Genomic DNA, 25,150 nt, shown 5'->3' on the forward strand with positions numbered 1-25,150 from the left:
GTAAACTTCTGCTAGTATGGGACATACAGCTTAACACATATACAGGTATGATTTTATGGCAACACCGGCACATTAAATTGCACTAAAATAATTTTAATTTTATCTAAGATTTTGCGATGTATTTGCTGCAGAACACTCCCTTTTTGAAATAAGAAGTACTGAGGAAGCATTAATGCAGGTGGTGGAAGTGTACCTAGTAAGGGTAGAGTTTATCATACTTTGGGTAAAGTATAAAAGAGCATCTGCTCAAGAACTTACACTTGCCAGCAATGGTAAATGCTGGAGCTAAATATTCCGATTCTGCGCTTGTACTGTTATACTTGGCTTATACCTGCGTTTCTTGCACCAGACGCCCGTATTTTATACTTGCAAAAGCCTCCGCAAAACAGGAAATTGCAGGTATAACCAAACATCTAACCTATACTTCCACCTTTACTCATGAAAAACCTACGCATGCTTGCTGTAGCAGCCATGCTGGGCCTAAGCCCGGCCGTGGTGGCGCAGCAAACCGAGACGCCTCTCTCATATTACCTGCCAGCGGGGCTCAGCTACAACAGCAGCATCCCCACGCCTAAAGATATCCTGGGCTACAATGTGGGCGAGTGGCACGCCAGCCACGACCAACTGGTGATGTTCATGCGCGAAATTGCCAACCTGTCCGACCGCATCAGCATCACCGAGTATGGCCGCACCCACGAGAACCGGCCGTTGTACCTGCTCACCATCACCTCGCCGAAAAATCACCAGAACATTGAGCAAATAAAGGAGCAGCACCGCCAGCTTACCGACCCGGAGAAGTCCGGCAGCCTAAACATAAAGGACATGCCAGCCGTGGTGTGGATGGGCTACAGCGTGCATGGCAACGAGCCAAGCGGCAGCAATGCCTCGCTGCTGGCCGTGTATCACCTGGCAGCCGCACAGGGCCCAGAGATAGAGAAACTGCTGGATGAAACCATCATCCTCATCGACCCTTCTATTAACCCGGACGGCATGAACCGCTTTGCCAGCTGGGTAAACTCGCACCGCAGCAAGAACCTGGTAACCGACCCCAACAGCGCCGAGTTCAGCGAAGCCTGGCCTCGTGGCCGCACCAACCACTACTGGTTCGACCTGAACCGTGACTGGTTGCCGCTACAGCACCCGGAGTCGAAGGGCAGGCTGGCCAAGTTCCACGAGTGGAAGCCGAACGTGCTGACTGACCACCACGAGATGGGCACCAACTCCACGTTCTTCTTCCAGCCGGGCATCCCGAGCCGTAACAACCCGCTCACGCCGGAGAGCAATTACAAGCTCACGCAGAAAATCGGCACGTACCACGCCAAGGCACTCGACAAGATTGGCTCGTTTTACTATACCGAGGAAAGTTTCGACGACTTTTACTTTGGCAAAGGCTCCACGTACCCCGATATCAACGGGGCGGTAGGTATACTTTTCGAGCAGGCCAGCTCCCGCGGACATGCGCAGGAGAGCGTAAACGGGGTGCTGACCTTCCCGTTCACCATCCGCAACCAGTTTACCACCACCCTCTCTACCTTAGAGGCAGCGCAGGCCATGCGCGAGGAGTTGCTGGCGCACCAGCGTGACTTCTACAAGGATGCCCTGAACGAGGCGAAGAAGGCCAGCACGAAGGCCTATGTTTTCGGCTCGGAGAAAGACAAAGCCCGCGCTTTCCACCTGGCGGAAATCATCCAGCAGCACCAGATTGCCGTGTACCGCCCGAAGGAAAGCTTTACGGTGGATAAGGTGACCTATACGCCGGAGAACGCCTACATCATCCCGACAGACCAGCCGCAGTACAAGCTCATCGAGGCGATGTTTGAGAAGCGCACCACCTTTAAGGATAGCCTGTTCTACGACATCTCTGCCTGGACCTTCCCGCTGGCGTTCGACCTGGAGCATGCGGCGCTCTCCTCCCGCAACTTTAAGAAGAGCCAGCTGGGCCAGAAAGTAGAGGCGTTTGCCTTGCCGGCAGGCGAAGTGATAGGCGGCAAAAGCGATTATGCCTATGCCTTTGAGTGGCACGGCTACTACGCCCCGCGCGCGCTGAACCAGCTCATGGACCGCGGCATCAGCACCCGCGTGGCCACTGATAAATTTACCGGCGCCGATGGCAAACAGTTCGACTACGGCACCATTCTAATACCTGTGTCCGGACAAAGTATAAACGCTGACCAGTTGCATCAGGTACTACAGGAGGTAGCGCAGCAAAACGCTCTGCAAGTATACGCCATGGGCACTGGCTTCACCCCGCAAGGTATAAAACTGGGCAGCCCGATGGTGCGCAGCCTGGAGCAACCCCGCATCATGATGCTGGTAGGCGACGGCGTGAACAGCTACGACGCCGGTGAGGCCTGGCACCTGATGGATGACCGCTTCGGCATGCGCCCCGTGCTGGTAAAGACTACCGACTTTAATCGTTCGGACCTGAGCAAGTATAACGTGCTGGTGATGGCCGAGGGCTCCTATAACAACATCTCCAAGGATAAACTGCGCGCCTGGGTGCAGCAGGGAGGCACCGTGGTAGGAATGGGCGGTGCAGCCAAATGGCTCGCCGACAACGGCATCGGCAACATCACCTTCAAGAAAGTAGAGCCAGACACGAGTGCACAGAGAGCGTACGCTGACCTGGAAAATGCCGAAGGGGCACACGTGATTGGCGGGGCTATTTTCGAAACGAAGCTGGACCTGACGCACCCGCTGGCTTACGGCTATACCGATGCGAAACTGCCCATTTTCCGCAGCAACACGCTGTTTATGGAGCGCTCCAAGAGCCCGTACGCCAACCCGGTAATGTATACTTCGGAGCCGCTGATGGCCGGTTACATCTCCAAGCCGAACCTGCAGCGGGTGAAAAACACCGCGGCAGTAGACGTAACGGCTTTAGGCGCAGGCAAGGTCATTGCGATGCCAGATAACCCGAACTTCCGGGCCTTCTGGTATGGTACCAACAAACTGTTCCTCAACAGCATCTTCTTCAGCCAGATTATCAGCGGCAACTCCGCCCGCGCCGAGGAAGCGGCACATTAAATAAGTATAGCAGCTGTAAAGCTCCCCCTCTTCTTGTCTTAGAAGAGGGGGAGTTTTTGTTTTGGGATTTTCATTAAGCTGTTTCGGACTTCTTCGTCTGGCACTTCTTCTGGTGCGGATATCCGTGTCCGCTTTTTGCAGTACCGGGTCCAACCACCCCTGCCCCTCAGAGCTACGCTCGCTACCTTCGAACTCGCGTTCTCGGTAGTCTAAGGAGGGGAGTCTGTAGTTACTAAGGCGAAAATATAAGCTTTGTAGCTGGTGTCCTCGCGCGGACAGGTCGCGACTTGTCCCTACCAAGTTTAAACCCACCCCTAGCCCCTCCGAGGAGGGGAATTCTCTGTAGGCGATTAACATCCCCCTACCCCCTTCGAAGGGGAACTTTGGCTAAAGTTGCAACAGCAGCGGCTATCGAACTAATTACCAGCCTTTGGGTTGAGCGCCTTGTGCATGTTGCGGTGCCGAACGTAGTGAGGCAGCCGGAGCAGAGCGGAGGCAGCTTCAGGCACACAGCGCGATGCCCGAAGGCGAGGCCTCCCGGCCTGGGAGGGCAGAAAGTATAAATGCAACAATAGCTTATGTAAGGCTGGAGGATGAACAGCAGCTAGCAAGAATAGCTTGTGTCAAGTTGCGGGAAGCAGCGGCTAGGAAAGTATAAACCGGCAAGTATAAAAGCAAAAGCGGACGCTTGCGCCAGAGAAAGCAGAAAGTGTAAGCAAAGTATAAGCATGGCTTTTCAAGCCAGAAAAGTATAAAGTACAAAACCGCCAAAAAAAGTATGGCCAGCGCAAAAGCACTGGCCATACCTGTTTATACTTTAATAATCACTCTTACGGCAGTCTAAACCCAAGCACAATCTCATGCGAGCCAGCGCTGTGGTGGCGCATGGGTGATACCGTGATGTCGTAGGTATAACTCAGGCGGTACTGCTCCTTGAACTGCACGCCAACCAGGCCCACCACGGCATCTTGGGTACGATAGGAAATGCCGGCCCAAATCATATCGTCGTAAACGGTTTTGCGGCGCTTGGTGAAGTGGTACTCGCCGCGCACGTTAATGTCGGCCTGGATGGGGGCGGGGCTCACATACTTGAGCAGCACCGAGGGCGTCACGGTGATGTTTTTGTTTACATCGAAGTGATACCCACCCGACACAAACAGGTGGCGCGACAGGCGGGCCGGATCCTCAATCTCCTTGTTCTTGTTGATTTTGTTGCCCAGCACCTGAAACAGCGAGGCGCCTACAAAAAACTCCTCCGAGTGCAGGTAGGTGCCCACGCTCAGGTCGGGCATAAAGGAGTTTATACTTCCCTGCCGCGTCACCGGGTCACGCTCGTTGGAGCCGTCTGCAAGGTGTATCTTGTTCTCATCGAACTTATACTGCTGCAGCCCCCCAAACACTCCCGACGAGAGGTAGAGGTTTTGGTTGAGGGGCACGTGGTAAGCGTAAGAAAGCAAGACGCCGGTCTGGGAAATCGGGCCGGTCTGGTCTTTGTAAATGTAGCCGCCTGCTCCGTGGTAAGGGCGCGACCTGCGGCTTCGGAGCGTTTGCTTGAACAAGGCCGTCTCGGCACTCAGGTAAAAGGTTTTGGGTGCTCCGTCGAAGCCCGTCCATTGGTTGCGGTAGCCGGCTTTTATGTTCCAGTCCTTCTCCACCCCAGCCACAGCTGGGTTCAGGAGAAAGTAGTTGGTCATGTATTGGCTATACAGCGCCTTCTGCTGTGCCACAGCTACCGAACTTACGAGCAGAAAGCAAAATATAAGGATGTAATTTTTCATAACACGTCTTGTTTGGTAAATGGGCAATTAGCGCATAATGGTCACTGAAGTTTTGATTGGAGCCGTGCCGTCGCCGAACTCGATGATGGTGTAGTAGGTACCATCCGGCAGGCGCTTGCCTTTGTAGGTGCCGTCCCATGGCCGTTTGTATCCTTTGGACGAGAACACCTCGCTGCCCCAGCGGTTGTAAACCGTTACCTGGCAGTTCGGGTACAGGTTTGGCAGGTTCTTCAGCACCCAGGTATCGTTCATACCGTCACCGTTTGGCGTAAATCCGTTCGGAATATCGATATCACCCAGGCCCTCAATCACGAAGGTGGCCGTCGTCATACAGCCTCTGCTGTCTTTCACCGTCAGGGTGTATTCGCGGGCGCTCAGGTTGGTGAACACCGAGTCGGAGGTGAAGCTGCCGCCATCCAGCGAGTAGGTATAAGGCCCTACCCCACCAGTAATTTTGGTCACCGCCGCGCTGCCTGTTTTCTCCAAGCCCACCGCTTTGGTGAGTGGCGTTACTTCTGCCAGCATCACTTCTGCCTCCTTCACCTCCACAGTACCTACATTGATAGTGCACGCTTCGGAGAATTTGGTAATAAGCTGGTAAGTGCCTTTAGCCAGTTCCTTGAACACAGGGCTTTTCTGGAAAGTCTTGCCGCCGTCGATGCTGTACTGGGTCTGGGCATCGGCGCCTGTCGAAGCGAACACAATCTCGCCGGTGTTACCGCCCGAGCAGGCCAGGTGATGCACGTAATCCAGCTTGCTGCTCACGCCTTCTTCCACCTGCACCTCTATACTATAGGTACAGCCCGCCGCATCTTTCACCGTTAGAGTATAAGTGCCCGGTGCTACATCGGTTAGTGTGGCAGCAGCCGTAAAGGTGGCGCCATCCAAGGAATAAGTATAAGGAGCTGTGCCGCCAACAACTTCGTCGATGGAAATGCTTCCGGCAGGCTGCTCGCAGGTAGGGGAATTTACTGTAGCGCTCAGGTTGGTGATAGGCGGAGTGTTGCGGATGGTCAAGACCTCGATGCTCACGCAGCCGGCTGCACCCTTCACCGTTACCGGGTACTCTCCTTCGGCCAGGCCGGTAAACTCCGGCGCGTTCTGGAAAGTGGTTCCGTCTATACTATACGTGTAAGGACTCACGCCACCGCCCACGTTGCTGATGACGATACGGCCGTTGGAAGCGCCACAGCTGGCGTCGGTGCCGGTTGCCGTGAAGGTTGGCGCTCCGCTGTTGCTCACCTCTTTCGTTACCTCCAGCACGCAACCTTCCGCATCCTTAATGGTGATGGTATACACGCCCACCGCCAGGTTGCCAAAAGTAGCCGACGTCTGGAAGTTCTTGCCGTCTATACTATAGGCCAGCGGCTTGGTGCCTTCTTTTACAGCAGTCACTGTGATGGTGCCGTTATCCTCGCCGCAGGTAGCATTTGTAGCAGCCACCTCAGCCTCTTTCGGCCCTTTGATGCCTACCGTTACCTTCACCGTGGTGCTGCAGCCGTTGGCATCCTTCACGTATAGGTCATACTCCCCAGCCGCCAGCGAACCAAAATTGCCAGCCGCCTGGTAGGTTTTGCCATCCAGCGAGTAGGTATAAGGCGCTTTGCCGCCGGTTACGCCGCTCACGGTAATGGTGCCGTTATTGGCCGTGCAGGCCGTTGGCGTGGTAGAGGCAGCGATATCAGAAGGACCAGCAATGTCGCTTACCACGACTTTCTTCTCCAGGATACAGCCGTTGGCATCTTTCACCCGGATGGTGTACTCGCCGGCTGCTACGTTGGCAAAGGTAGCGGCCGCCTGGAAGCTGCCGTTGTTTAGGGCGTAGGTATAAGGCGCCGTGCCACCGGTTACCTTGCTTACCGTGATAGAGCCGTTGGCCGCGCCGCAGGTAGTGGCTACCGTTGCCAGCTCATACTTTTCCGGCCCACTGATGTTGCCCACCTCGGCGGTTCTGGTGAAAGTACAACCGTTGGCATCTTTGATGGTGATGGTATGCGAGCCTGCAGCCAGTCCGGTCAGCTTAGCATCGGCCTGGAAGGTTTTGCCGTCTGCGCTATAGGTATAAGGAGCCGTGCCGCCCGTCACGTTGGTCACCGTCACCTCGCCGTTGCTGCTGCCGCAGGTAGAGGCTTTGGTAGCAAAGGCAAATCCTTCCGGACCGGTGATGTTGGACACCGTGATTGGCTTCACGAACAGACAGCCCTTGGCATCCTTCACCGTTACCAGGTACTCGCCGGCAGCCACCCCCGTAAAGGCAGCGGCCTCCTGGAAGTTGTTGCCATCGATGCTATAAGCATATGGTTTGGTACCACCGGTTACGCCCGTGATGCTGATTTGGCCGTTGCTGTTGCCGCACGTGGTGTTGGTAGCCGTAGCCACCAGGTCAGACGGACCATCCACGTTGCCGACCATCACTTGGCCGGAGTAAGTACACTGGTTGGCATCTTTTACCGTGATGGTGTAAGCTCCTGCCGCCAAGGCTGTAAAGCTGGCCGAAGCCTGGAAGTTGCCGCCGTTTATACTATAGGAATAAGGTCCTACACCGCCGTCTACAGACGCAATCGTGATGCGGCCGTTCGCGTCGCCGCAGCTAGCCGACACAGTCGTGCTGGCAAAGCTGGCCGGGCCGTCCTTACTTACCTGTACTTTTTCGGAGAACTCGCAGCCGTTGGCGTCTCTTACCGTGATAGTATACTCGCCCGAAGCCAGCCCTGAGAAGGTAGCCGCGCTCTGGAAGTTCTTTCCGTCAATCGAGTAAGTATAAGCTGATGTTCCACCGATTACGCGAGTTACCGTGAGGCTACCGTCGTTGTCGGCGCAGCTGGCAGCCTTGGTAGTAGCCGCTATGGCGCTTGGCCCGGCCATGTTGGTTACTTCCACCGCCTTGGTAAAGGTACAGCCGTTGGCATCTTTTACCGTGATGGTGTGGAAGCCGGCCGCGAGCCCTGCAAAAGTGGCTGAAGCCTGGAAGGTGGCGCCATCTATACTATAAGTATAGGAACCCGTGCCGCCGCTCACGCTGCTTATACTTACTTCGCCGTTGCTGGCACCGCAGGTAGAGGCTTTGGCCGTGGCTACAAAATCCGTAGGCCCGCCGATGTTGTCTACTTTTATACTTGCGGAGAAGGTACATCCTTTGGCATCCTCCACCGTGATGGTATACGCGCCGGCCAGCACGCCCTCGAACGTAAGGCCGTTCTGGAAGTTCACGCCATCCAGGCTGTACTTATAAGGAGCCGTGCCACCCGTTACGCGACCTACCGTGATGCTGCCGTTGCGGTCGCCGCAGGTAGAGGCCGTGCTAGCCAGCTCTAACCCGGATGGACCGGCCACATCTTCCACCACAACTTTCATCGTGATGATACAGTTGTTAGCGTCTTTCACCGTGATGGTATGCTCACCAGCTAACAAGCCGGTCAGCGTGGCAGCTTCCTGGAAGTTAGTACCGTCTGCGCTATAGGTATAAGGTGCGGTTCCGCCGGTTACGGCATCTACTTTTATACTTCCGTTCGCACGACCGCAGCTCGAGGCCGAGGCAGTGGCAGTGAAAGCAGATGGACCCGGGATGTTTTCCAGCGTAATGGCTTGTGTGAAGGTACAGCCGTTAGCGTCTTTCACCGTTATCTCATACTTGCCTGCAGCCAAGGAGCCGAAGCTGGTGCTGCTCTGGAAGGCGGCGTTGTTCAGGCTGAAGGTATAAGGGGCTGTTCCTCCTGTTACGCCGCTCACCGTGATGGAAGCGTTCGGGCTGCCGCAGGTAGAGGATTTTCCGGTTAAGGCAAGTGCCGATGGTCCAGCGATATCTTCCACCTCTACCTCTTTGCGGAACGTACAGCCTTTGGCATCGCGTACGGTGATGTTGTAAGTGCCTGCTGCCAAGTTGGCAAAAGTAGCCGACGTCTGGAAGCTGCCGCCGTTCAGGCTGTACATATAAGGTGCCGTGCCGCCGGTAACTGCACCTACTGTGATGCTGGCATTGCCGGCGCCGCAGGTAGAGGCTACCGTCGTGCTGGCAAAATCGGTCGGTACGTTCTGGTTTACTTTTATACTTGTAGTAACCGTACAGCCATTTTTGTCTTTTACCGTTACCGTGTAGTCTCCGGAAGCCAGGCCGGTGAAAGAGGTAGATGCCTGGAAGTTTCTACCGTCGATAGAGTACGTATAACCTGCTGTGCCGCCTGTTACCTGGCCCACCGTGATGCTGCCGTCGTTGTTCTGGCAGCTGGCTGGCAGCGACGTGGCCGCTACTGCCGAAGGTCCGGCAATGTCGGCTACACTAAAGGTTCTGGCAAACGTACAGCCATTCTTGTCCTTCACCGTGAGAGTGTGCTCCCCGGCCAGCAGGTTCTCGAACACCAGTCCTGCCTGGAAGTTCACGCCGTCTATACTATAAGTATAAGGCGCCACACCACCTGTAGCTCCTGTCACTGTCAGCTTGCCGTTGGCCGCGCCGCAGGTAGAGGAAGTAGCGCTGGCCAGCAAGCCCGTCGGGCCTCCTGTATTCTCCACCACCACTTTCTTCTCCAGAATACAGCCATTAGCGTCCTTCACCGTTACGGTGTACTCGCCAGCCTTTACGCCAGCAAAGGTTGTTCCCTGCTGGAAGGTCTTGCCGTCGATGGAGAAGGTATAGGAAGCCGTGCCGCCTGTTACGCCGCTCACCTCAATTTTACCGTTGTTCTCGCCGCAGGTAGAAGGTGTAGAGGCAAGTTGCAGCTCGCTTGGGCCAGGGATGTCGGTTACATCAATCGTACGGGCAAGCGTACAGCCGTTCTTATCCTTCACCGTGATGGTATACTCGCCGGCAGCAAGGTTTGCAAAGGTAGCCGAAGTCTGAAAGTTCTTTCCGTCGATGCTATAAGTATAACCTGACGTTCCGCCCACCACGTTGCTTACCGTAATGGTTGCGTTAGCAGCGCCGCAAGTGGAGGCTTTAGCTGCCAGTGTCATATCGCTTGGACCGGCCACGTCGTCTACCACAACCGTGCGTGTGCCTACGCAGCCTTTCATATCCCTAACAGCGATGGTGTAGGTGCCCGCTGACAGCCTGCCGAACGCTGCCGACTCCTGGAACGGTCCTCCGTTTATACTATAGCCATAACCGCCTGCGCCGCCGGATACGTTGCTCACGGTGATGCTGCCATTGCTATCGCCGCAGGTGGTAGCTTTAGCCGTGGCAGTGAAGGTCGGTCCTTCCAGGTTGGCTATGCCCACTTCGCTGGTAAACGTACAGCCTTTGGCATCCTGCACCGTGATTTTATAAGTATCGGCCACCAGCCCGGTGAAGGTAGCTGAGGTCTGGAACGCCCCTCCGTTTATACTATACTTGTAAGGCCCTGTGCCACCAGTTACCACGCCAACTGTAATCTGACCGTCTGGGCGGCCGCAGGTTGCGGCTATCGTATTGCTGGCAAAGGCAGTTGGCACGTTAGTCCTTACAACTACCGATGCCGTTACGGTACAGCCGTTCTTGTCTTTCGCCGTTAAAGTGTAGGTACCGGCCGCCAGGCCCGTAAATGTAGTAGAGCTCTGGAAAGTGGTGCCGTTGATGGAGTAAGTATAATCTGCTGTGCCGCCCGTTACGCGACCTACCGTGATGCTACCGTCATTGTTCTGGCAACTGGCCGGCAGCGACGTGGCCGCTACCGCCGTAGGTCCGTTAATGTTAGAGACTGTAACCGAAGCAGACACAACGCACTTATTCTCGTCCATGGCATACACCGTATGCGTGCCGGCCGCAAAGCCGGTCAGGGTAGCGGAGGTCTGGTAGTTCACCCCATCCTTGCTATACTTGTAAGCGCCTGTTCCGCCGGTCACACCCGTGATGGTCACCTCCCCATCCGCTCTACCACAAGTGGATGCCTTGGCGCTTGCCGTAAGGGCTGTCGGGCCGGCCACGTTATCGACTACAATTTCTTTTGTGAAGGTACAGCCGTTCGCATCTCTTACTGACAGGGTATACTTGCCAGCCAACACCGCCCCGAATACCTGTGACTCCTGGAAGTTCTTACCATCTATACTATAGGCATAGGGGGCCGTGCCATCGGTTACACCCGCAACGCGGATTGTGCCATTGCTGTCGCCGCAGGTAGAGGCAGTGCTTGCTAGGGCCACATCATTTGGACCTGCAATGTCGGTTACTACAATTTTCTGGGTAAGTTCGCAGCCGTTGGCATCCTTTACAGTGATGCTATACTCTGCAGCGGCCAGTCCGGAGAAAGTAGCCGAAGCCTGGAAGTTTCCATTGTTGAGGGCATAGGTGTAAGGAGCCTTGCCACCAGTTGGGCTATTCACGGTGATGCTTCCGTTTCTGGCGCCGCAGGTAGAGGCCTTTGCGGTTAAGGTAAACGATGGACCTGCAATGTTGCTCACCGCTACTTTCTCAGAGTAAGTACAGCCGTTGGCATCCTTTACATAGACCGTATAAGTGCCTTCAGCCAGCACCGTGAAAGTACCGGAGTTCTGGAAGTTCGCCCCATCTATACTATAGGTATAAGGCGAGGTACCACCCGTCACGCCGCTCACCGACAACTGTCCGTTGGGGTTACCGCAGGTAGAGGCCGTAGCCGTGGCTGTAAGGTCGGATGGACCGGCTACATCAGTCACTGTAATGGCCTTTGAGAAAGTACAACCTTTGGCATCTTTTACCGTGATGGTATGCGCACCGGCTACAAAACCGTTGAGCGTAGCAGAGGCCTGGAAGTTCACGCCGTCTTTGCTGTACTCATATGGGCCGACACCTCCTGTTACTGCTCCCACTATGATCGTGCCGTTATTACTGCCGCAGGTAGATGGCTCTGTAGTGGCGGCAAAGTTCGTAGGAACAGTTTTGCCCACGGTAACAGACCTGGTGACAACACAGCCGTTCGCGTCTTTCGCCCGAACGGTGTAAGTGCCGGAAGCCAGGCCATTGAAGGTTGTTGAAGCCTGGAAATTAACACCGTCTATAGAGTACGTATAACCTGCGGTGCCGCCCGTCACGCGCCCTACTGTAATGCTGCCATCGTTAGCACAACCGGCAGGCTGTGCAGTTGCGGCTACCGCCGTTGGTCCTGCGATATCAGTCACAGCAAAGGCGCTGGAGAAAGTACAGCCGTTGGCATCTTTTACCGTGATGGTATGCGTGCCCGCCACGAAACCGGTAAGCGTAGCGGAAGCCTGGAAGTTCACGCCATCTTTACTGTAAGTGTAGGGAGCCGTGCCGCCGGTTACGCCGGTAACTGTTAGCTCTCCGTTGTTGCTGCCGCAAGTGGATGCCTTAGCACTAGCCGTGATATTTGTCGGGCCGGCCACGTTCGTCAGGGTGATTTTCTTGGAGATAACGCAGTTGTTGCGATCCTTTACCGTGATGGTATACTCGCGGGCAAGCAGGTTTGCAAAAGTAGCCGAGGCCTGGAAGGTCTTGCCGTCTATACTATAAGTATAGGCACTGGTTCCGCCGGTTACGTTGCTTACGGTCAGGCTGCCGTTGCTCGCGCCACAGGTAGAAGGCGTTGCCGTCAGCACAAAATCACTCGGCCCGGCAATGTCCGTCACTTCCACTGTTTGGATAGACTCGCAGCCGTTGGCGTCTTTTACCGTCACCTTATACTCACCCGCCTTCAGGCTCGTGAAAGTGCTCCCGCTCTGGAAGCTGCCGCCGTTGAGCGCGTAAGTATAAGGAGCATATCCTGCCGCCGGGGCGCTCACGGTTATACTTCCGTTACTTGCGCCGCAGGTAGAGGCCTTTGCTGTGGCCGTAAAGGCAGGACCTGCCATATCAGTCAGGACAACGGCCTCTGAATAGATACACCCGTTGCCGTCTTTCACATAAACAGTGTAATTGCCTGCAGCCAGCCCGGTAAAGGTGGCTGACGCCTGGAAGTTGGTGCCGTCTATACTATAAGTATAGGTGCCCGTGCCGCCGCTCACGTTGGTCACCGTCACTTCGGCGTTGCTATAACCGCAGGAGGAGGCTTTAGCTGATACCGTCAGGTCTGTCGGGCCGGCGATGTTGCCTACCGTTACTGCTTTGGTTAAGCTACAGCCTCTCGCGTCGCGTACCGTAACGGTGTAGTTACCGGCTGTCAGTCCTGAAAGTGTTGCGTTTGTCTCAAAGTTCACTCCGTCTACACTATAGTATAAAGGAGCGACACCGCCCTGCACATTGCTTACAGTTATACTGGCATTGCTGTTTCCGCAGGTAGAAGAGGCAGGGGTAGCTGTGAAAGCTGTCAGGGTTTCCTGGGCAACGGTTACTGTTCTGGTAACAGTACAGCCATTTTTATCCTGTGCAGTAACGGTGTAGGTACCTGCTGCCAGCCCTGTAAAGGTGTTAGCATCCTGGAAAGTGCTGCCGTTTATACTATACTTATAAGGAGCCGTGCCGCCGCTCACCTGGCCCACAGTAATGCCGCCATCGTTGTTTTTACACGAAGCCGCCACGCTAGAGGCCGCTACCGCCGTCGGGCCGGCCACGTTCGTGATAGTCACGCTCTTGGAAACGGTACAGCCGTTGGCATCCATCACGTAGATAGTATAAGTGCCGGCCGCCAGGTTCGAAAGCGTGGTGCCTGTCTGGTAGGTTTTGCCGTCGGCGCTATACTTGTAACCTGCTGTTCCGCCCACCACACTGCTGATGGTAACACTGCCGTCGCTTCTGCCGCAGGTTTCCTGGGTGGCGCTTAGGGTAAAGTCAGTAGGGCCATTTACCTGTGTTACGGTGAAGGATTTGGTAATCGCACAGCCCTTTCCGTCTGAAACCGTGACAGTATAAGTACCTGCAGCCACGCCCGTGATGGTGGCCGTAGTCTGGCCGCTGCTCCATTTATAGGAGATAGACCCCTTGCCGCCTGTTACCTTGGCTGATATCGTCCCGAGGGTACCGTTACAGATCACTGGCGTGCCCGTCAGTTCCACATCGATGGGGTAAAACGTAATCAGCACGTCATCTTTCACGGCCGTACACGATCCGTTGCCGGTAGAGGTAAGCGTGAGCCTTACGGAACCTGCTGCAATCTCAGTTGCCGTAGGGGTATAGACTGCATTAAGCGCGGTGTTGCTCGGGCTGAAGGTGCCCCCGCCCCCGCTCCAGACGCCTCCGGTGGCTGCTGTTATAACACCCGCTAGTTGCACTGGACTCTGCGAACACACCTGTTGATCGGAGCCAGCGTTTGCCGTCAGGTCCGACACTACATCTATCGTGGCTGTAAAGTCCTCACAATCTTTCGAGTTCTTAGGAATAGCCTTTAGAGTATAAGTTCCAACCGCAGTGGCAGTATAGTTCAGTTTGTTTCCAACCTGCACGCCAGCTGCATTTGTCCAGACATACTCAAACTCACCATCGCCTCCCGTTACATTTCCGCTCAGGAGCACACCACTGCCACCAGGGCAGATAATCGCAGGTGTAGGCCCCACCGTAACGACAGGCTTTGGGAAGAAATACACCCGTATATCATCGTAGTAAAGGGTTGGTGCACATGTAGTTCTTATAGATGTACCCCTTACGCGATAGTCCACATAGGCAGGTGCATCGTCATCACCTGTTACAACCGCGTTTTTCTTGCCATTCGGGAAACTTAAGTACTTAAGATATGCTCCACCTCCAGTTAGGTCCTCCCACACGATGTCTGCCTCATTGAAAGTCGCAGGCGCCCTCAGGATATCGGAGCAACCTGCCGTAAGGGAAACATCTGCCTGCGGCTCAAAGGCAGCGATAGATCTTATCGTATACCTGTTCGCATTACCACCAGGCTTGCAGGAAGTAATCGTCAGAATACCTGTATTAACAATACAAACTGGCTCATTCGCATTTTTTGGATTTGCGGCATCACAGTTAATAATATATTTCATGGAGCCAGAACCGCCATCAACTGTTACTTCTATTTGGCCAGCGTCTTTATGGAGCCTGATATTAAACTGAATACAATTGTCGCCTCCGCAGTTACTACCACCTCTCTTCAGAGGTTCTGAAGTATATACGCCATTTGGATCTCCACTAAGGTCCACATCATAGGTCGGAACATTTGAGAGCGCTACCGCTATGGATGCTGTACTGATACAGCCATTCACATTAACCGTGAGGTTGTAAGTGCCCGCATCACTGGTTCTTATATTAGCCCGGGATGGTTCTCTTAAGTTAGAGCTAAATCCATTCGGCCCTGTCCAGGAGTATGTCGCCCCAGGAATTTCAGTCGCTGACAAGTAAAGCGTGCCTCCAGCACTGGGGCTGGTGGCTGTCAGTTCAGGTACCGGTGGTGTGGGCTTGATAATCAGGTCCGCCCCATTATCAGACCCCACAAAACCAGGATTAGTAGCAACAACCCGTATGCGGTACTTGGATCCGGCAGGGGTATTAGCCGGTATGGTAGCCGAAATTGAACCGGTGTTGCCATTAAAATGAATAGAGCCTATCTTAACAGGACTGGCAAAGCTTCCGTTAGCATCTGAAAGCTCGGCGTGGTAGTCTCTTCCAAGGATACTGGTAGTCTGATACCTTACAGTAACTGTCTGCCCTGCGCAGTATGGGCCAGTCGTGACGCTGGTAGTAGTTAAAAAGGGGTCTAGTTTGGAAATGAAGGTCTCCTCCCCCCCCCTGTTCGGAATCGGGATGCCGCCGAAACTGGTGGTAGCACCTTGAAAATAACCGGTCACATACACGTTTTTCGAGGCATCCGAAACAATCCCGAAGCCACGGTCATCCACACCGCTGCCAGCACCGATTAGCCACTGTGGTGTGCCATCGCTTAGGTAATGGGCCGCATAAATGTCTAACAAGCCTGTTGTGCTGAAATTGAAGTTGCCAACCCTCAGGCTGCTGCTAAAACTGCCTGTCAGATAGATATCTCCATCCGCATTAACCGATAAGCCATTTAACTCCTCTGTGCCGTTGCTGCTTATACTTTTTGCCCATGTATTTGCTCCTGAGCTGGTATATCTGGCAAGGAAAATATCCTGATTGTTGCCGTTGGTGCGTAGTTGTGTGGAGCCAAAGGTTGATGTGCCAGTGAAATGACCTCCTAAATACAGGTTACCGCTGGCATCTATGTCCAGGCTGGTAACAACATCCGAGTTGGTTCCGCCTGCGCTGGTTGCCCACTGCAGGGTTCCGTTGCTGTCAAAAGAGGCCAGAAAAATATCCTGCCCGCCTTTGCTTGTTAAGGTGGTGCTGCCAAATGAGGCGCTGCCTGTGTAATTTCCGGCTACGTAGACATTTCCATTACCATCAGTAGCAATGCTTCTTCCCTCGTCTGCGCCCATACTTCCGGCATTTCTTGCCCAAACAAAAGAACCATCTGTGCGTAGCATGGCCACAAAAACGTCCTGGCCGCGGGCGTTTAAGCTTGTGCTCCCAAAGGTTGCTGTACCCGCAAAGCTTCCGGTTATGTAGCTGTTACCGGCTGCATCAATTGTTATACTTTCGCCATTATCAGCTGAGGCTCCTCCCGCTTTTGCAGCCCATACCACTGTACCGTTAGTGTTATACTTAGCCACTACAATGTCACTGGAGCCACTGCTGGATAGTGTGGTACTGCCTAAACTTACAGAACCGGTAAAGGTGGTAACAACGTAACTATTCCCGGCGGCATCGGTTTTCAGGCCATGCCCATTTGTCACGTTGGTATCCGAGATCTTCCGGGCCCATGCAAAATTGCCGGTGTTACTATACTTTGTAAGGTAGGTACCCGTGCCGGGGGTTGACAGGGTGGTTGTCCCGAACAGAGCAGAAGGATTAGAGAAGAATCCTACTACATAAATATTGCCTGCGGCATCAACTTGAATAGCCCGGCCATGGTCATTTTTCGTACCGCCGGCGGTTTTTACCCAATTAATGTTCTGGCCCATAGTGGGGGTGGCGCAAAACATGGTTAGGTAAAAAATTGCTAGAACCTGTAAAAGTTTCTTCATATAGTGAACGATTGATTGGGGAATAGGTGGTGATATCTGATTAGATCGGGTATAAAGGGCTATGGGCCGTTGCGTACGTGCAGCAGCCTCAGAGTCAGAAAAGTTATAAAGTCAGTGTTTTGGGTAAAGGTTATTCTCATAAGCTTCCGTTAAAACGGTGAAGATGTTAGTAGCAGAAGGTTACTTTGGTACACGTTGTTAATAAGCTGTGCTATTCTGGCAGCATCATAGCTTGGCGTCACATCAGCAAAACACTAAATCAAACATGCTACGGCTTTCGGATGCTACAGCAGCATAAATCCACTCGCTCGCTATTTTATTATACTTCAGGAGCACAATCATCCAATTACAGCACACTTACAGGCAGCTTCTTAGCCCGGCATCATGGTTATTACTTAATTGTATTTATTATTACACTACCCTCCAACCAGTAAGCGTCACCCCATTGGTGCGCTTTTTCTCTTCTTTAAATAACAGTGCAATTATTTTTTAGCCTGCAGCACACTAAAAGCACCTATCACAACGTTTAAGCAAAACTAAAACAAATTAAATAGGAATATATATAGCAAGCAATACAATTCAAACTTTTAGAACAACCCAAAGTACAGATAAAACATAACTATAATTATTCCAATAAATCAGATACACAATATATAGTTAGCTTTATATATACTCCCTGCTACCCGTTTGCTCACCTACTCTTCATTCATCCAATTCTCTTATATCTCACCCCGGAAGGCCAGACGTATTTCCGCAAAAGACGCCCAACGGATAAGTCCAACAGACCGATTTTCAGCGGCAGCTATTAAGTGCTTTTATCAATCCTATTTCCATCAGTTTGCTTTGGCCAACAAGTCGTAGCGTAAGAAAGTATAAATCACTACTTTTGCGTTTTGACAAACCAAACCAGCTATGAGCGCCAGAAGCTTTGAACTGCTATTAGAGACGGCTTTCGACAGCCCCACCCCCCACGTGTTTGAGGAGGGTGCCGCCACCGTGTATCAGGAGCTGGAGCGCGCGCTGCGTGAGGCTAAATTCTCGAAGGGCGCCGCCCGCGAGCACCTGAGCTTCCGGTTTGAGCGCTTGCGGCTTGGCGTGGCCATTGCCTTTGTAAAGGCCTTTCTGCGCCTGGCCGATAACGAGAAGAGCAAGGAAGTGCTGGAGGTGCTGCAGGAGGCGCTTACAGCCAAAAACACCCGCGAGATTGACAAGATTGTGCAGAAGCGCATCGCCTCGTTTGATAACCTGTACCACGAGATTTTCGTGAATCCGCAACGGGAGGAAATCCTGCACCTGTTTGAGCAAACCCTGGATGCCGGCACCAAGGAGGAGCTGGATGAGCTGATTCTGGACGGGCTGGATTTGCTGAGCCAGGTTGACTGGAATGCGGACCGCAACCCGGAGGAAGACGACGATGACATTGAGCCGCTGGACGAGGACTTCCTAAAAAGCCTCTAGCCGCAAAAAGCAGAACGTATGGAAATCACCCTGACCACTCCTGCCCTGCTTTTTCCAGCACTATCGCTGCTGCTCCTGGCCTACACAAACCGCTTTCTGGGGCTGGCTTCGCTTATCCGCAGCCTGAAAGACCGCTACGCTGCCTCGCGCGACCAGCGGGTTTACGGGCAGATACGTAACCTGCGCGAGCGCCTGATCCTGATCCGGAACATGCAGGCCTTCGGCACCCTGAGCATGTTTGGCTGTGTGCTGTGCATGTTTTTGCTTTTTGGCGGCTACATGGACGCGGGCAAGTATGTTTTTGCCTTCAGTTTGCTGATGATGCTCATTTCCCTGGCACTGGCCATCCGCGAAATACAGATCTCGGTGAAGGCGCTTGAGCTGGAACTGAACGACCTGCAGGAAGCAGCTGACAAATAAACTATTTGAGTTAAGAGTTGAGAGTGATGAGTTAAGAGTTGCAAGTGGCGGGACAATAAAGGGTCCTGTACATAAAAAAGTAAATCGATTATAATCAAACGATTTACAGGAGCCAATTCTTTAGCTATACTTTAAACCAAGTTTGCCTCTACACCTATAACTTTTAACTCATCACTCTTAACTCTTAACTTTTAGCATGTCTGACCCCAAGAAGCTGGCGATAAAGGATTTTGTGTACGACCTGCCTGAGGAGCGCATTGCCAAGTTTCCGCTACCTGTGCGCGACCAGTCGAAGCTACTGCTTTACCGCCAGGGCCAGTTCATAGACCATACTTTTACAGAACTGCCAACACTGCTGCCGCCTGACACGCTGCTCGTGTTTAACGATACCAAAGTGGTGCAGGCCAGGCTGCTGATGCAGAAGGAAACCGGCGGGCTGGTAGAGATTTTCTGCCTGGAGCCTGTGGCCCCGCACCGTGAGGTGCAACTGGCGATGCAGCAAACCGGAAGCTGTACCTGGAAGTGCCTGGTAGGCAATAACAAGCGCTGGAAAGGCGGACTTGTGCATTTATACTTTGAGGGAGGCGTGTTGCAGGCCGAACGAGAGGCGCAGCAGGAAGGCCATTTCCTTATCCATTTCACGTGGCGGCAAGCTGAGCTAACCTTTGCTGAAGTGTTGGAGCGTTGCGGCCGATTACCCCTGCCCCCCTACCTCAACCGCGACCTCACCCCTGAAGATCATACCCGTTACCAGACCATCTACGCCAGCCAACAGGGTGCCGTAGCAGCCCCAACCGCCGGTCTGCACTTTACGGATCGGGTAATGGATGCCCTCAAAGCCCAAGGTATAGACACGGCTTACCTGACGCTGCACGTGGGAGCGGGTACCTTTAAACCGGTTAAGTCGGAGACGATGGAAGCCCACGAGATGCACGCCGAGCAGGTGTACATCAGCAGAAGTATACTGGAGCGGCTTCTGAAGCAGCAGGGCAACCCGGTGATACCGGTAGGCACGACCAGCATGCGCAGCCTCGAAAGCATTTACTGGCTGGGGGCCAAGGTGCTGGCACAGCCCGAGCTTACACAACAAGAACTGCACGTGAGCCAATGGCAGGCCTACGAAAGTATAAACCAACCTACTGCCGCCCAGGCGCTGGAGGCACTACTGCACTACCTGGACCGCCAGGGCACAGACCACCTGCACGCCAACACACAAATCATCATCGCGCCGGGTTATACTTTCAGAATGTGTCACGGCCTGGTTACGAACTTCCATCAGCCGGAAAGCACCCTGCTGCTCCTGGTTTCTGCCCTGATAGGTGAGGACTGGCGCAAAGTATACCAGCACGCCCTGGCGCACGACTACCGCTTCCTGAGCTACGGCGACAGTTCGTTGTTACTGCCGTAGGGTTTTAGGGATTCTCGCAGTTACCGGGTCCAACCACCCCTGCACCCTCCTTAGCTCTAATCTTGTAGGGAAAAGTTTGTATTCTTTTGTTGTTCTTCAATAAGCCTCCATCCTTCTACCATATTTTGAAGCTTGACCAGCGCCCGGCCCAGCAGCTTTACCCCCGGCAGGGGCTGCTGCTTCGTCGGCTGAAACTCCATACCAGCCTGCCCAGCGCCAGCACGGCCTCCTGCAGTGTCTGGACCGGCTTTTGGGTGCTGGCCTGCAGGATTTTCACCTCTACCGGTTCCAGGTACTTTGCTGCCGGGGCCTGGCGGCTGCTGTAGCAGGAGGGGGCGTTGCAGCAGGTGTGTACATGGTCAGCCTGCAGCTTCTCCACCTTCAAGCCGCCGGATCTGTGGCCTGCACGTGGCCCTGGAGCATCTTGTCTGTCTGCTTCTCTTGCTTGGCCAATATGGCGGCGATGGCAAACGTGTTGCCCGGTGCTTTGGAAAAGGAGGAACCAAGCTGCTGGTAAGCCAGGTCCGCCGCCCTGAGAAGACTACTGACGTTGCGGCCGTGTATCTCACTTAAGGCTACACTAAATCCTGTGGCTGCCCACATAACACAAGTGTTTCCTTCCAAAACAATTTCCCCTTAAAATCCTTCCGGTTTTTCCCTACAAAATTAGGGCTAAGGAGGGGAGCCTGTGACTACGTTGGCTGAAGTATAGGGTTCGTAGTTGAGGCTATTACGCAGACAGGTCGCGACCTGTCCCTACGAAGTATAAACCCACCCCAAGAGCTGCGCTCGCTAGCTCAAAACTCCCGTTTTGGCTAGTCCACAAGAGAGGAATTTATACTTCCTACTTTCCCTATCATCTCGAGCAGCGCGAGAGATCTATCGGTAATCCTAAAGAGATCTATCCCAAAGGTCGAGATGACAGCAATAGAAGTAGCTATCGAATCAATTCCCAGCCTTTGGGTGGAGCGCCTTGTAGATTTCCGGTGCCGCCTTAGCGGCATTGCGAAAGCAAAGGAAATGTACACCGCGCGATGCCCGAAGGCGAGGCCTCCCGGCCTGGGAGGGCACCAAATCCAGAGATGCAACAGTAGCTTAAGTAACCTGGAGGATGAACGGTCGCTAACAAGAATAGCTTGTGTCGAGTTGCGGGAAGCAGCGGCTAGGAAAGTATAAAGTATAGCAGCAAGAGTAAAGTATGGCTTTTCAAGCCAGTCGAGTTTCAAACCCGACACCACAAAAGGACACGAGTCTAAAGACTTGCGCCATATAACCATAAACGCAAAGAGGGTGCCCTTTCCGGACACCCCTTTTATCAATGCTAGTTATACTTCTCTTAATACTTACTTCTGCACTTTCGCTGTACCACCACTCAAACCATACTCCGAAATCAGGTAGGCCAGGGAAGCCATAGAAGCTGCACCCAGCTGCATCTCGCGGCGGTTCACCTGCTCAAATGTGTCGATTTCTGTGTGGTGATAGTCGAAGTAGCGCTGAGAGTCTGGCTTAAAACCAATCAAAGCCACAGAGCCCTGCCCTTTCAGGGGGCCAATGTCGGCGCCACCGTAGCCCGGCGCAATGTCGTGCAGCCCGTAGGGCTCCAGCAAGGGTTTCCAGGCCAGTACCGCCTGCAGCTGCTCCTTAGAGCCATCCAGACCGAAGCCGCGCGGCGTAAAACCGCCCGCGTCCGACTCTATGGCCGCTACGTGCTTCTCTCCTTTCGCCTTGGCAACCTCGGCATACTTGCGACCGCCGCGCAGTCCATTTTCCTCGTTCATGAACAGGACCGCCCGGATCGTACGCTTCGGCTTAATGCCTAGCTCATTGAACACACGCAGCACCTCTATCGACTGCATACAACCGGTGCCATCGTCATGCGCACCTTCGCCCACGTCCCAGGAGTCAAGGTGGCCGCCTACCAGGATGATCTCGTCCAGCTTTTCAGAGCCTCTTATCTCCCCAATCACGTTGTAGGAAAGCACATCCGGAAGCGTTTGGGAAGTCATGCGCATGTAGAACTTCAGGCTTGGGTCGTCTTTCAGCAGGCGGCTGAGCTGTTCTGCGTGTTTAGTGCTTATAGCAGCCGCCGGGATTTTCTCTACCCCGTCTTCGTAGCGTGTGCTACCGGTATGCGGCACGTCCTGGATGTCGTTCGTCATGGAGCGCACCAGCACCGCCACGGCGCCCAGCTTGGCCGCCGCTATCGGGCCTCCGCCGCGCTGGTCTACCGCCTCGCCGTAGGCAGATCCGGTGTGAAGATGTCTGTTATCGAAAGGCCGGTTGAAGAACACGATTTTCCCCTTCACCTTTTTCTTGCCCAGTTTCTCCAGTTCCTCAAAGCTCTTCACCTCCACCACTTCGGCAGACAGGCCCTGCCCGCCGGTGCCAACTGAACCGCCCAGCGCCAGGATGTTCATGTCAGCGGAGCCTACCAGTTTGGAGTTTATCACACGGCCAATTTCCTTGTCACCGCGCACCCAGTGCGGCACCATCACCTCCTGCAGGTATACCGTGTCCAGGTCCATCTTTTCCATCAGCTGGCGGCTCCACTCTACGGCCGCAGCGGCTTGCGGCGAGCCGCTCAGGCGGGCACCGATGTTCTTGGTCAGGTAGCGCAGGTTCTCGTAGCTCTCGTAGCTGGTGAGGGCGTTGTCATAGATTTTCTTGATCGTGGCAGAGTCCTGGGCATAGTTCTGCGCCATGGCCGGCAGTGTAAGTACCGTGGTGGCAGCGGCCGCCAGCAGGCAGCGTAGGTTGTTTCTGTTCAGCATTTTGTAAAAGGTGAAATAGGATTTAGTTCGAGGGCTTTAATTTATGTATTTTATTTCAGAGAAGCCTTACTCCCCGCCATCCTACTCTAAAAAAGCTCCCAGGTATACTTTGCAGGGGTACAAAAAAACGGGCAACAGCCGTCATGCTGTTGCCCGTTTATACTTTGCGTTAGATTTCAGATTTATACTTCCGGCGGCATAACCTATTTCAGCAGCTTCTCCATTTGCTGCCGGCTCACATCCAGCAGGCCTACCTCGGGCAGGCGTGTGGTCAGTTCGCGCCAATTGGGGTCTTTCTTGTAGATTTCGCGGAGCAACTTGGCGGCCTCGTCAATCTGCCCGTTGTTGGCCAGGCTGATAGCGTGCCAGTACCTCATCTCCAGGTTATTGGGGATCAGCGCCTGGGCTTTGCCATACTCCTGCATGGCCTGCTGCACCTGCCCCTTTTCGATGGCCAGGTCGCCGGCGTTCATGTGCTCATAGGCCCGGTGCACCTTCAGCAGGCGCTCCAGCTCCTCCAGGGGCTGCTCATGGTCGTCCACGCGCAGGTCTATGGTGGTATCGTCCCAGGGCTGGTTGCTGCGTTGCCCCTTCACCACCACCAGCGCCGCCGATTGCTTGCCGCGTATGTCGCCGCCCTCCTGCTCGGCCGCCTGCATGGCCAGCAGCACGCGCTCGGCCAGCGGCTGTCCCTCGCTTCGCTCAAAAGCCTTTGCCATGGCCGGCCATACTTTGTCGGTCAGCATCATGTTAGCCTGCACCGAGAAGTTTTTGCCCGAGATATGCCCCGCGTAGCGGATACATTGCTTGCCAGTGTGGGTCGCCACGTTTCCCCGGGCATCCATAATGGCTACTTGTCGCACTTCGCGCGCCTCGTCAGTTTCTAAAAGTATAGCCAGCGCCTCTTCGGGTGTTTTGCCCTGCCGCAGCAGCTCCAGCCCCCGCGGCCCAAACGACTTGTTCGTAAAAGATTGCGTGGCTACCGCGCCCACGCCCGCCTCTGCCCAAGGCACCACCGTGCCCACCGAAAACCAGTGGCTTTGAACGCCCACGGCCATCTCGCCGGTCTTAGGGTCGCGGGCCACTATGGAGTACGTGTGGGCCAGCGGCTCCTCCGCCTTAAACACCTGCGCCCTGGCCGGTCCGACCGAGGCCAACAAGGATACTCCCATCGCTAAAAGTGTGGTTTTATACTTTTTCATATGGATGATGTATACGTGGTTAAGCAAAGGCGCGCTGCCGCTGCGACAGGCGGAAAATTAAAATAACAGTCGGCAGCAAAATTATACCTACATTTATAGCTGGCTGTATATCAATTTATAACAAATATAAGTTTTATACTTTAGCGCTGCCCGCTTTTCTGCTGCTACAACCTCCATCATAAATAGCAGTATAACTATGTATGGCGATCCTATGCCAGACCCGGAAGCATTTTGCCTCCATTTCCTAAACATTTGTACATGAAGAACCTACCCAAAAACAATAAGATTGATAAAATGGCGATGCTGATTGACGGCGACAATGCCCAGCCCAGCCTGATTGCCAAGCTGCTGGCCGAGGCCGGCAAGTATGGCGCCCCTACCATCCGGCGCATTTACGGCGACTGGACCACCCCTCAGATGAACGGCTGGAAAGAGTGCCTGAATAACCACGCCATACAGCCCATCCAGCAATTCCGCTATACCGTAGGCAAGAACGCTACCGACAGCGCCCTCATCATCGACGCGATGGATTTGCTGCACTCCGGCCTGGTGGACGGCTTCTGCATCGTCTCCTCCGACAGCGACTACACCCGCCTGGCCACGCGCATCCGCGAGGAAGGCATTTTTGTGATGGGCATTGGCCAGCGCAAAACCCCCAAGCCTTTCGTCAACGCCTGCAACGTGTTCATCTTCACCGAGAACCTGACCGGTAACATCGATGAGAAGATAGACCAGGCCGAAAAGACGAGCGACAGCTCCGGAAACCAGCAGCGCCCTAACCCGGTGCCGCTCCTGAAAGAGGCATTCGAGATGTCGTCGGATGAGGATGGCTGGGCGCACCTGGGCATGATGGGCACCAGCCTGCGCCAACTCGACCCCAGCTTTGACCCGCGCACCTTCGGCTACGGCCAGCTGCTGCAACTCATCGACGCCTACAAAGACATCTTCACCATCCGCAAGGAGGACGACAAGGGCCGCTCTGCCGTGTATGTGAAACGCAAAGAGACCCGCCGCCGCCCCGTTCATAAGAAGGCTGCCGAGGCCACTACAGACACAAAATAAACCTGCCTTTAAAGTATGGCTTCAGCTACCGACTCCTGGCAAGAGCCATACTTTTAAATTTATACTTCTTAACCATCTCACAACAGCCTGTTAACGAAGCCTTAACGTGCACCCCCTAGTTTTGTGGCCACTACCACC

The 25,150-nt window shown here is 54.1% G+C and carries 11 protein-coding genes; 5 read left to right on the forward strand and 6 right to left on the reverse strand.

The window, feature by feature from the left end:
- The first annotated feature begins 438 nt into the window (after positions 1-438).
- The gene (locus BM040_RS18505; RefSeq protein WP_092104682.1) at positions 439-3,027 is read left to right on the forward strand and encodes a M14 metallopeptidase family protein; all 2,589 of its coding nucleotides are present in this window, start codon (positions 439-441) and stop codon (positions 3,025-3,027) included.
- An 830-nt stretch (positions 3,028-3,857) separates the two neighbouring features.
- Here BM040_RS18505 and BM040_RS18510 read toward each other — a convergent pair.
- Positions 3,858-4,805, reverse strand: a complete 948-nt coding sequence (locus tag BM040_RS18510) for a PorP/SprF family type IX secretion system membrane protein (RefSeq protein WP_092104684.1) — start codon at positions 4,803-4,805, stop codon at positions 3,858-3,860.
- 27 nt (positions 4,806-4,832) lie between these two features.
- Entirely contained in the window at positions 4,833-16,691 is an 11,859-nt protein-coding gene (locus BM040_RS18515) for a T9SS type B sorting domain-containing protein (protein WP_092104686.1), read from the reverse strand.
- 912 nt (positions 16,692-17,603) lie between these two features.
- Between BM040_RS18515 and BM040_RS18520 the strand changes: the two genes are divergently transcribed.
- The 3 genes from BM040_RS18520 to BM040_RS18530 all read left to right on the forward strand — a co-directional run bounded on the left by BM040_RS18520 (position 17,604) and on the right by BM040_RS18530 (position 19,977).
- Complete coding sequence (locus BM040_RS18520; protein ID WP_092104688.1) at positions 17,604-18,149, forward strand: hypothetical protein; 546 nt, start codon at positions 17,604-17,606, stop codon at positions 18,147-18,149.
- An 18-nt stretch (positions 18,150-18,167) separates the two neighbouring features.
- Entirely contained in the window at positions 18,168-18,569 is a 402-nt protein-coding gene (locus tag BM040_RS18525; RefSeq protein ID WP_092104690.1) for a DUF2721 domain-containing protein, read from the forward strand.
- Positions 18,570-18,765: 196 nt separating this feature from the next.
- Complete coding sequence (locus tag BM040_RS18530) at positions 18,766-19,977, forward strand: S-adenosylmethionine:tRNA ribosyltransferase-isomerase (RefSeq protein ID WP_092104693.1); 1,212 nt, start codon at positions 18,766-18,768, stop codon at positions 19,975-19,977.
- 157 nt (positions 19,978-20,134) lie between these two features.
- On the opposite strand, the gene BM040_RS18535 is transcribed toward BM040_RS18530, so the two are convergent.
- The 4 genes from BM040_RS18535 to BM040_RS18555 all read right to left on the reverse strand — a co-directional run bounded on the left by BM040_RS18535 (position 20,135) and on the right by BM040_RS18555 (position 23,920).
- Entirely contained in the window at positions 20,135-20,362 is a 228-nt protein-coding gene (locus tag BM040_RS18535) for a hypothetical protein (RefSeq protein ID WP_139217852.1), read from the reverse strand.
- A complete protein-coding gene (locus BM040_RS18540) occupies positions 20,359-20,580 on the reverse strand; it encodes a hypothetical protein (protein WP_092104697.1) in 222 nt (73 codons plus the stop codon). Before BM040_RS18540 ends, BM040_RS18535 begins: the two co-directional genes overlap by 4 nt.
- Positions 20,581-21,320: 740 nt before the next feature.
- On the reverse strand, positions 21,321-22,748 hold the full coding sequence (locus tag BM040_RS18550) for a M20/M25/M40 family metallo-hydrolase (RefSeq protein WP_092104701.1): 1,428 nt from the start codon (positions 22,746-22,748) through the stop codon (positions 21,321-21,323).
- Positions 22,749-22,951: 203 nt separating this feature from the next.
- Entirely contained in the window at positions 22,952-23,920 is a 969-nt protein-coding gene (locus BM040_RS18555) for a DUF1028 domain-containing protein (protein WP_092104825.1), read from the reverse strand.
- Positions 23,921-24,208: 288 nt separating this feature from the next.
- Between BM040_RS18555 and BM040_RS18560 the strand changes: the two genes are divergently transcribed.
- Positions 24,209-25,012 carry an NYN domain-containing protein gene (locus tag BM040_RS18560; RefSeq protein WP_092104703.1) on the forward strand — a complete coding sequence of 268 codons (804 nt, stop codon included), beginning with the start codon at positions 24,209-24,211 and terminating at the stop codon, positions 25,010-25,012.
- Positions 25,013-25,150 lie beyond the last annotated feature (138 nt).

Source organism: Pontibacter chinhatensis, assembly GCF_900113285.1.
GTDB lineage: Bacteria > Bacteroidota > Bacteroidia > Cytophagales > Hymenobacteraceae > Pontibacter > Pontibacter chinhatensis.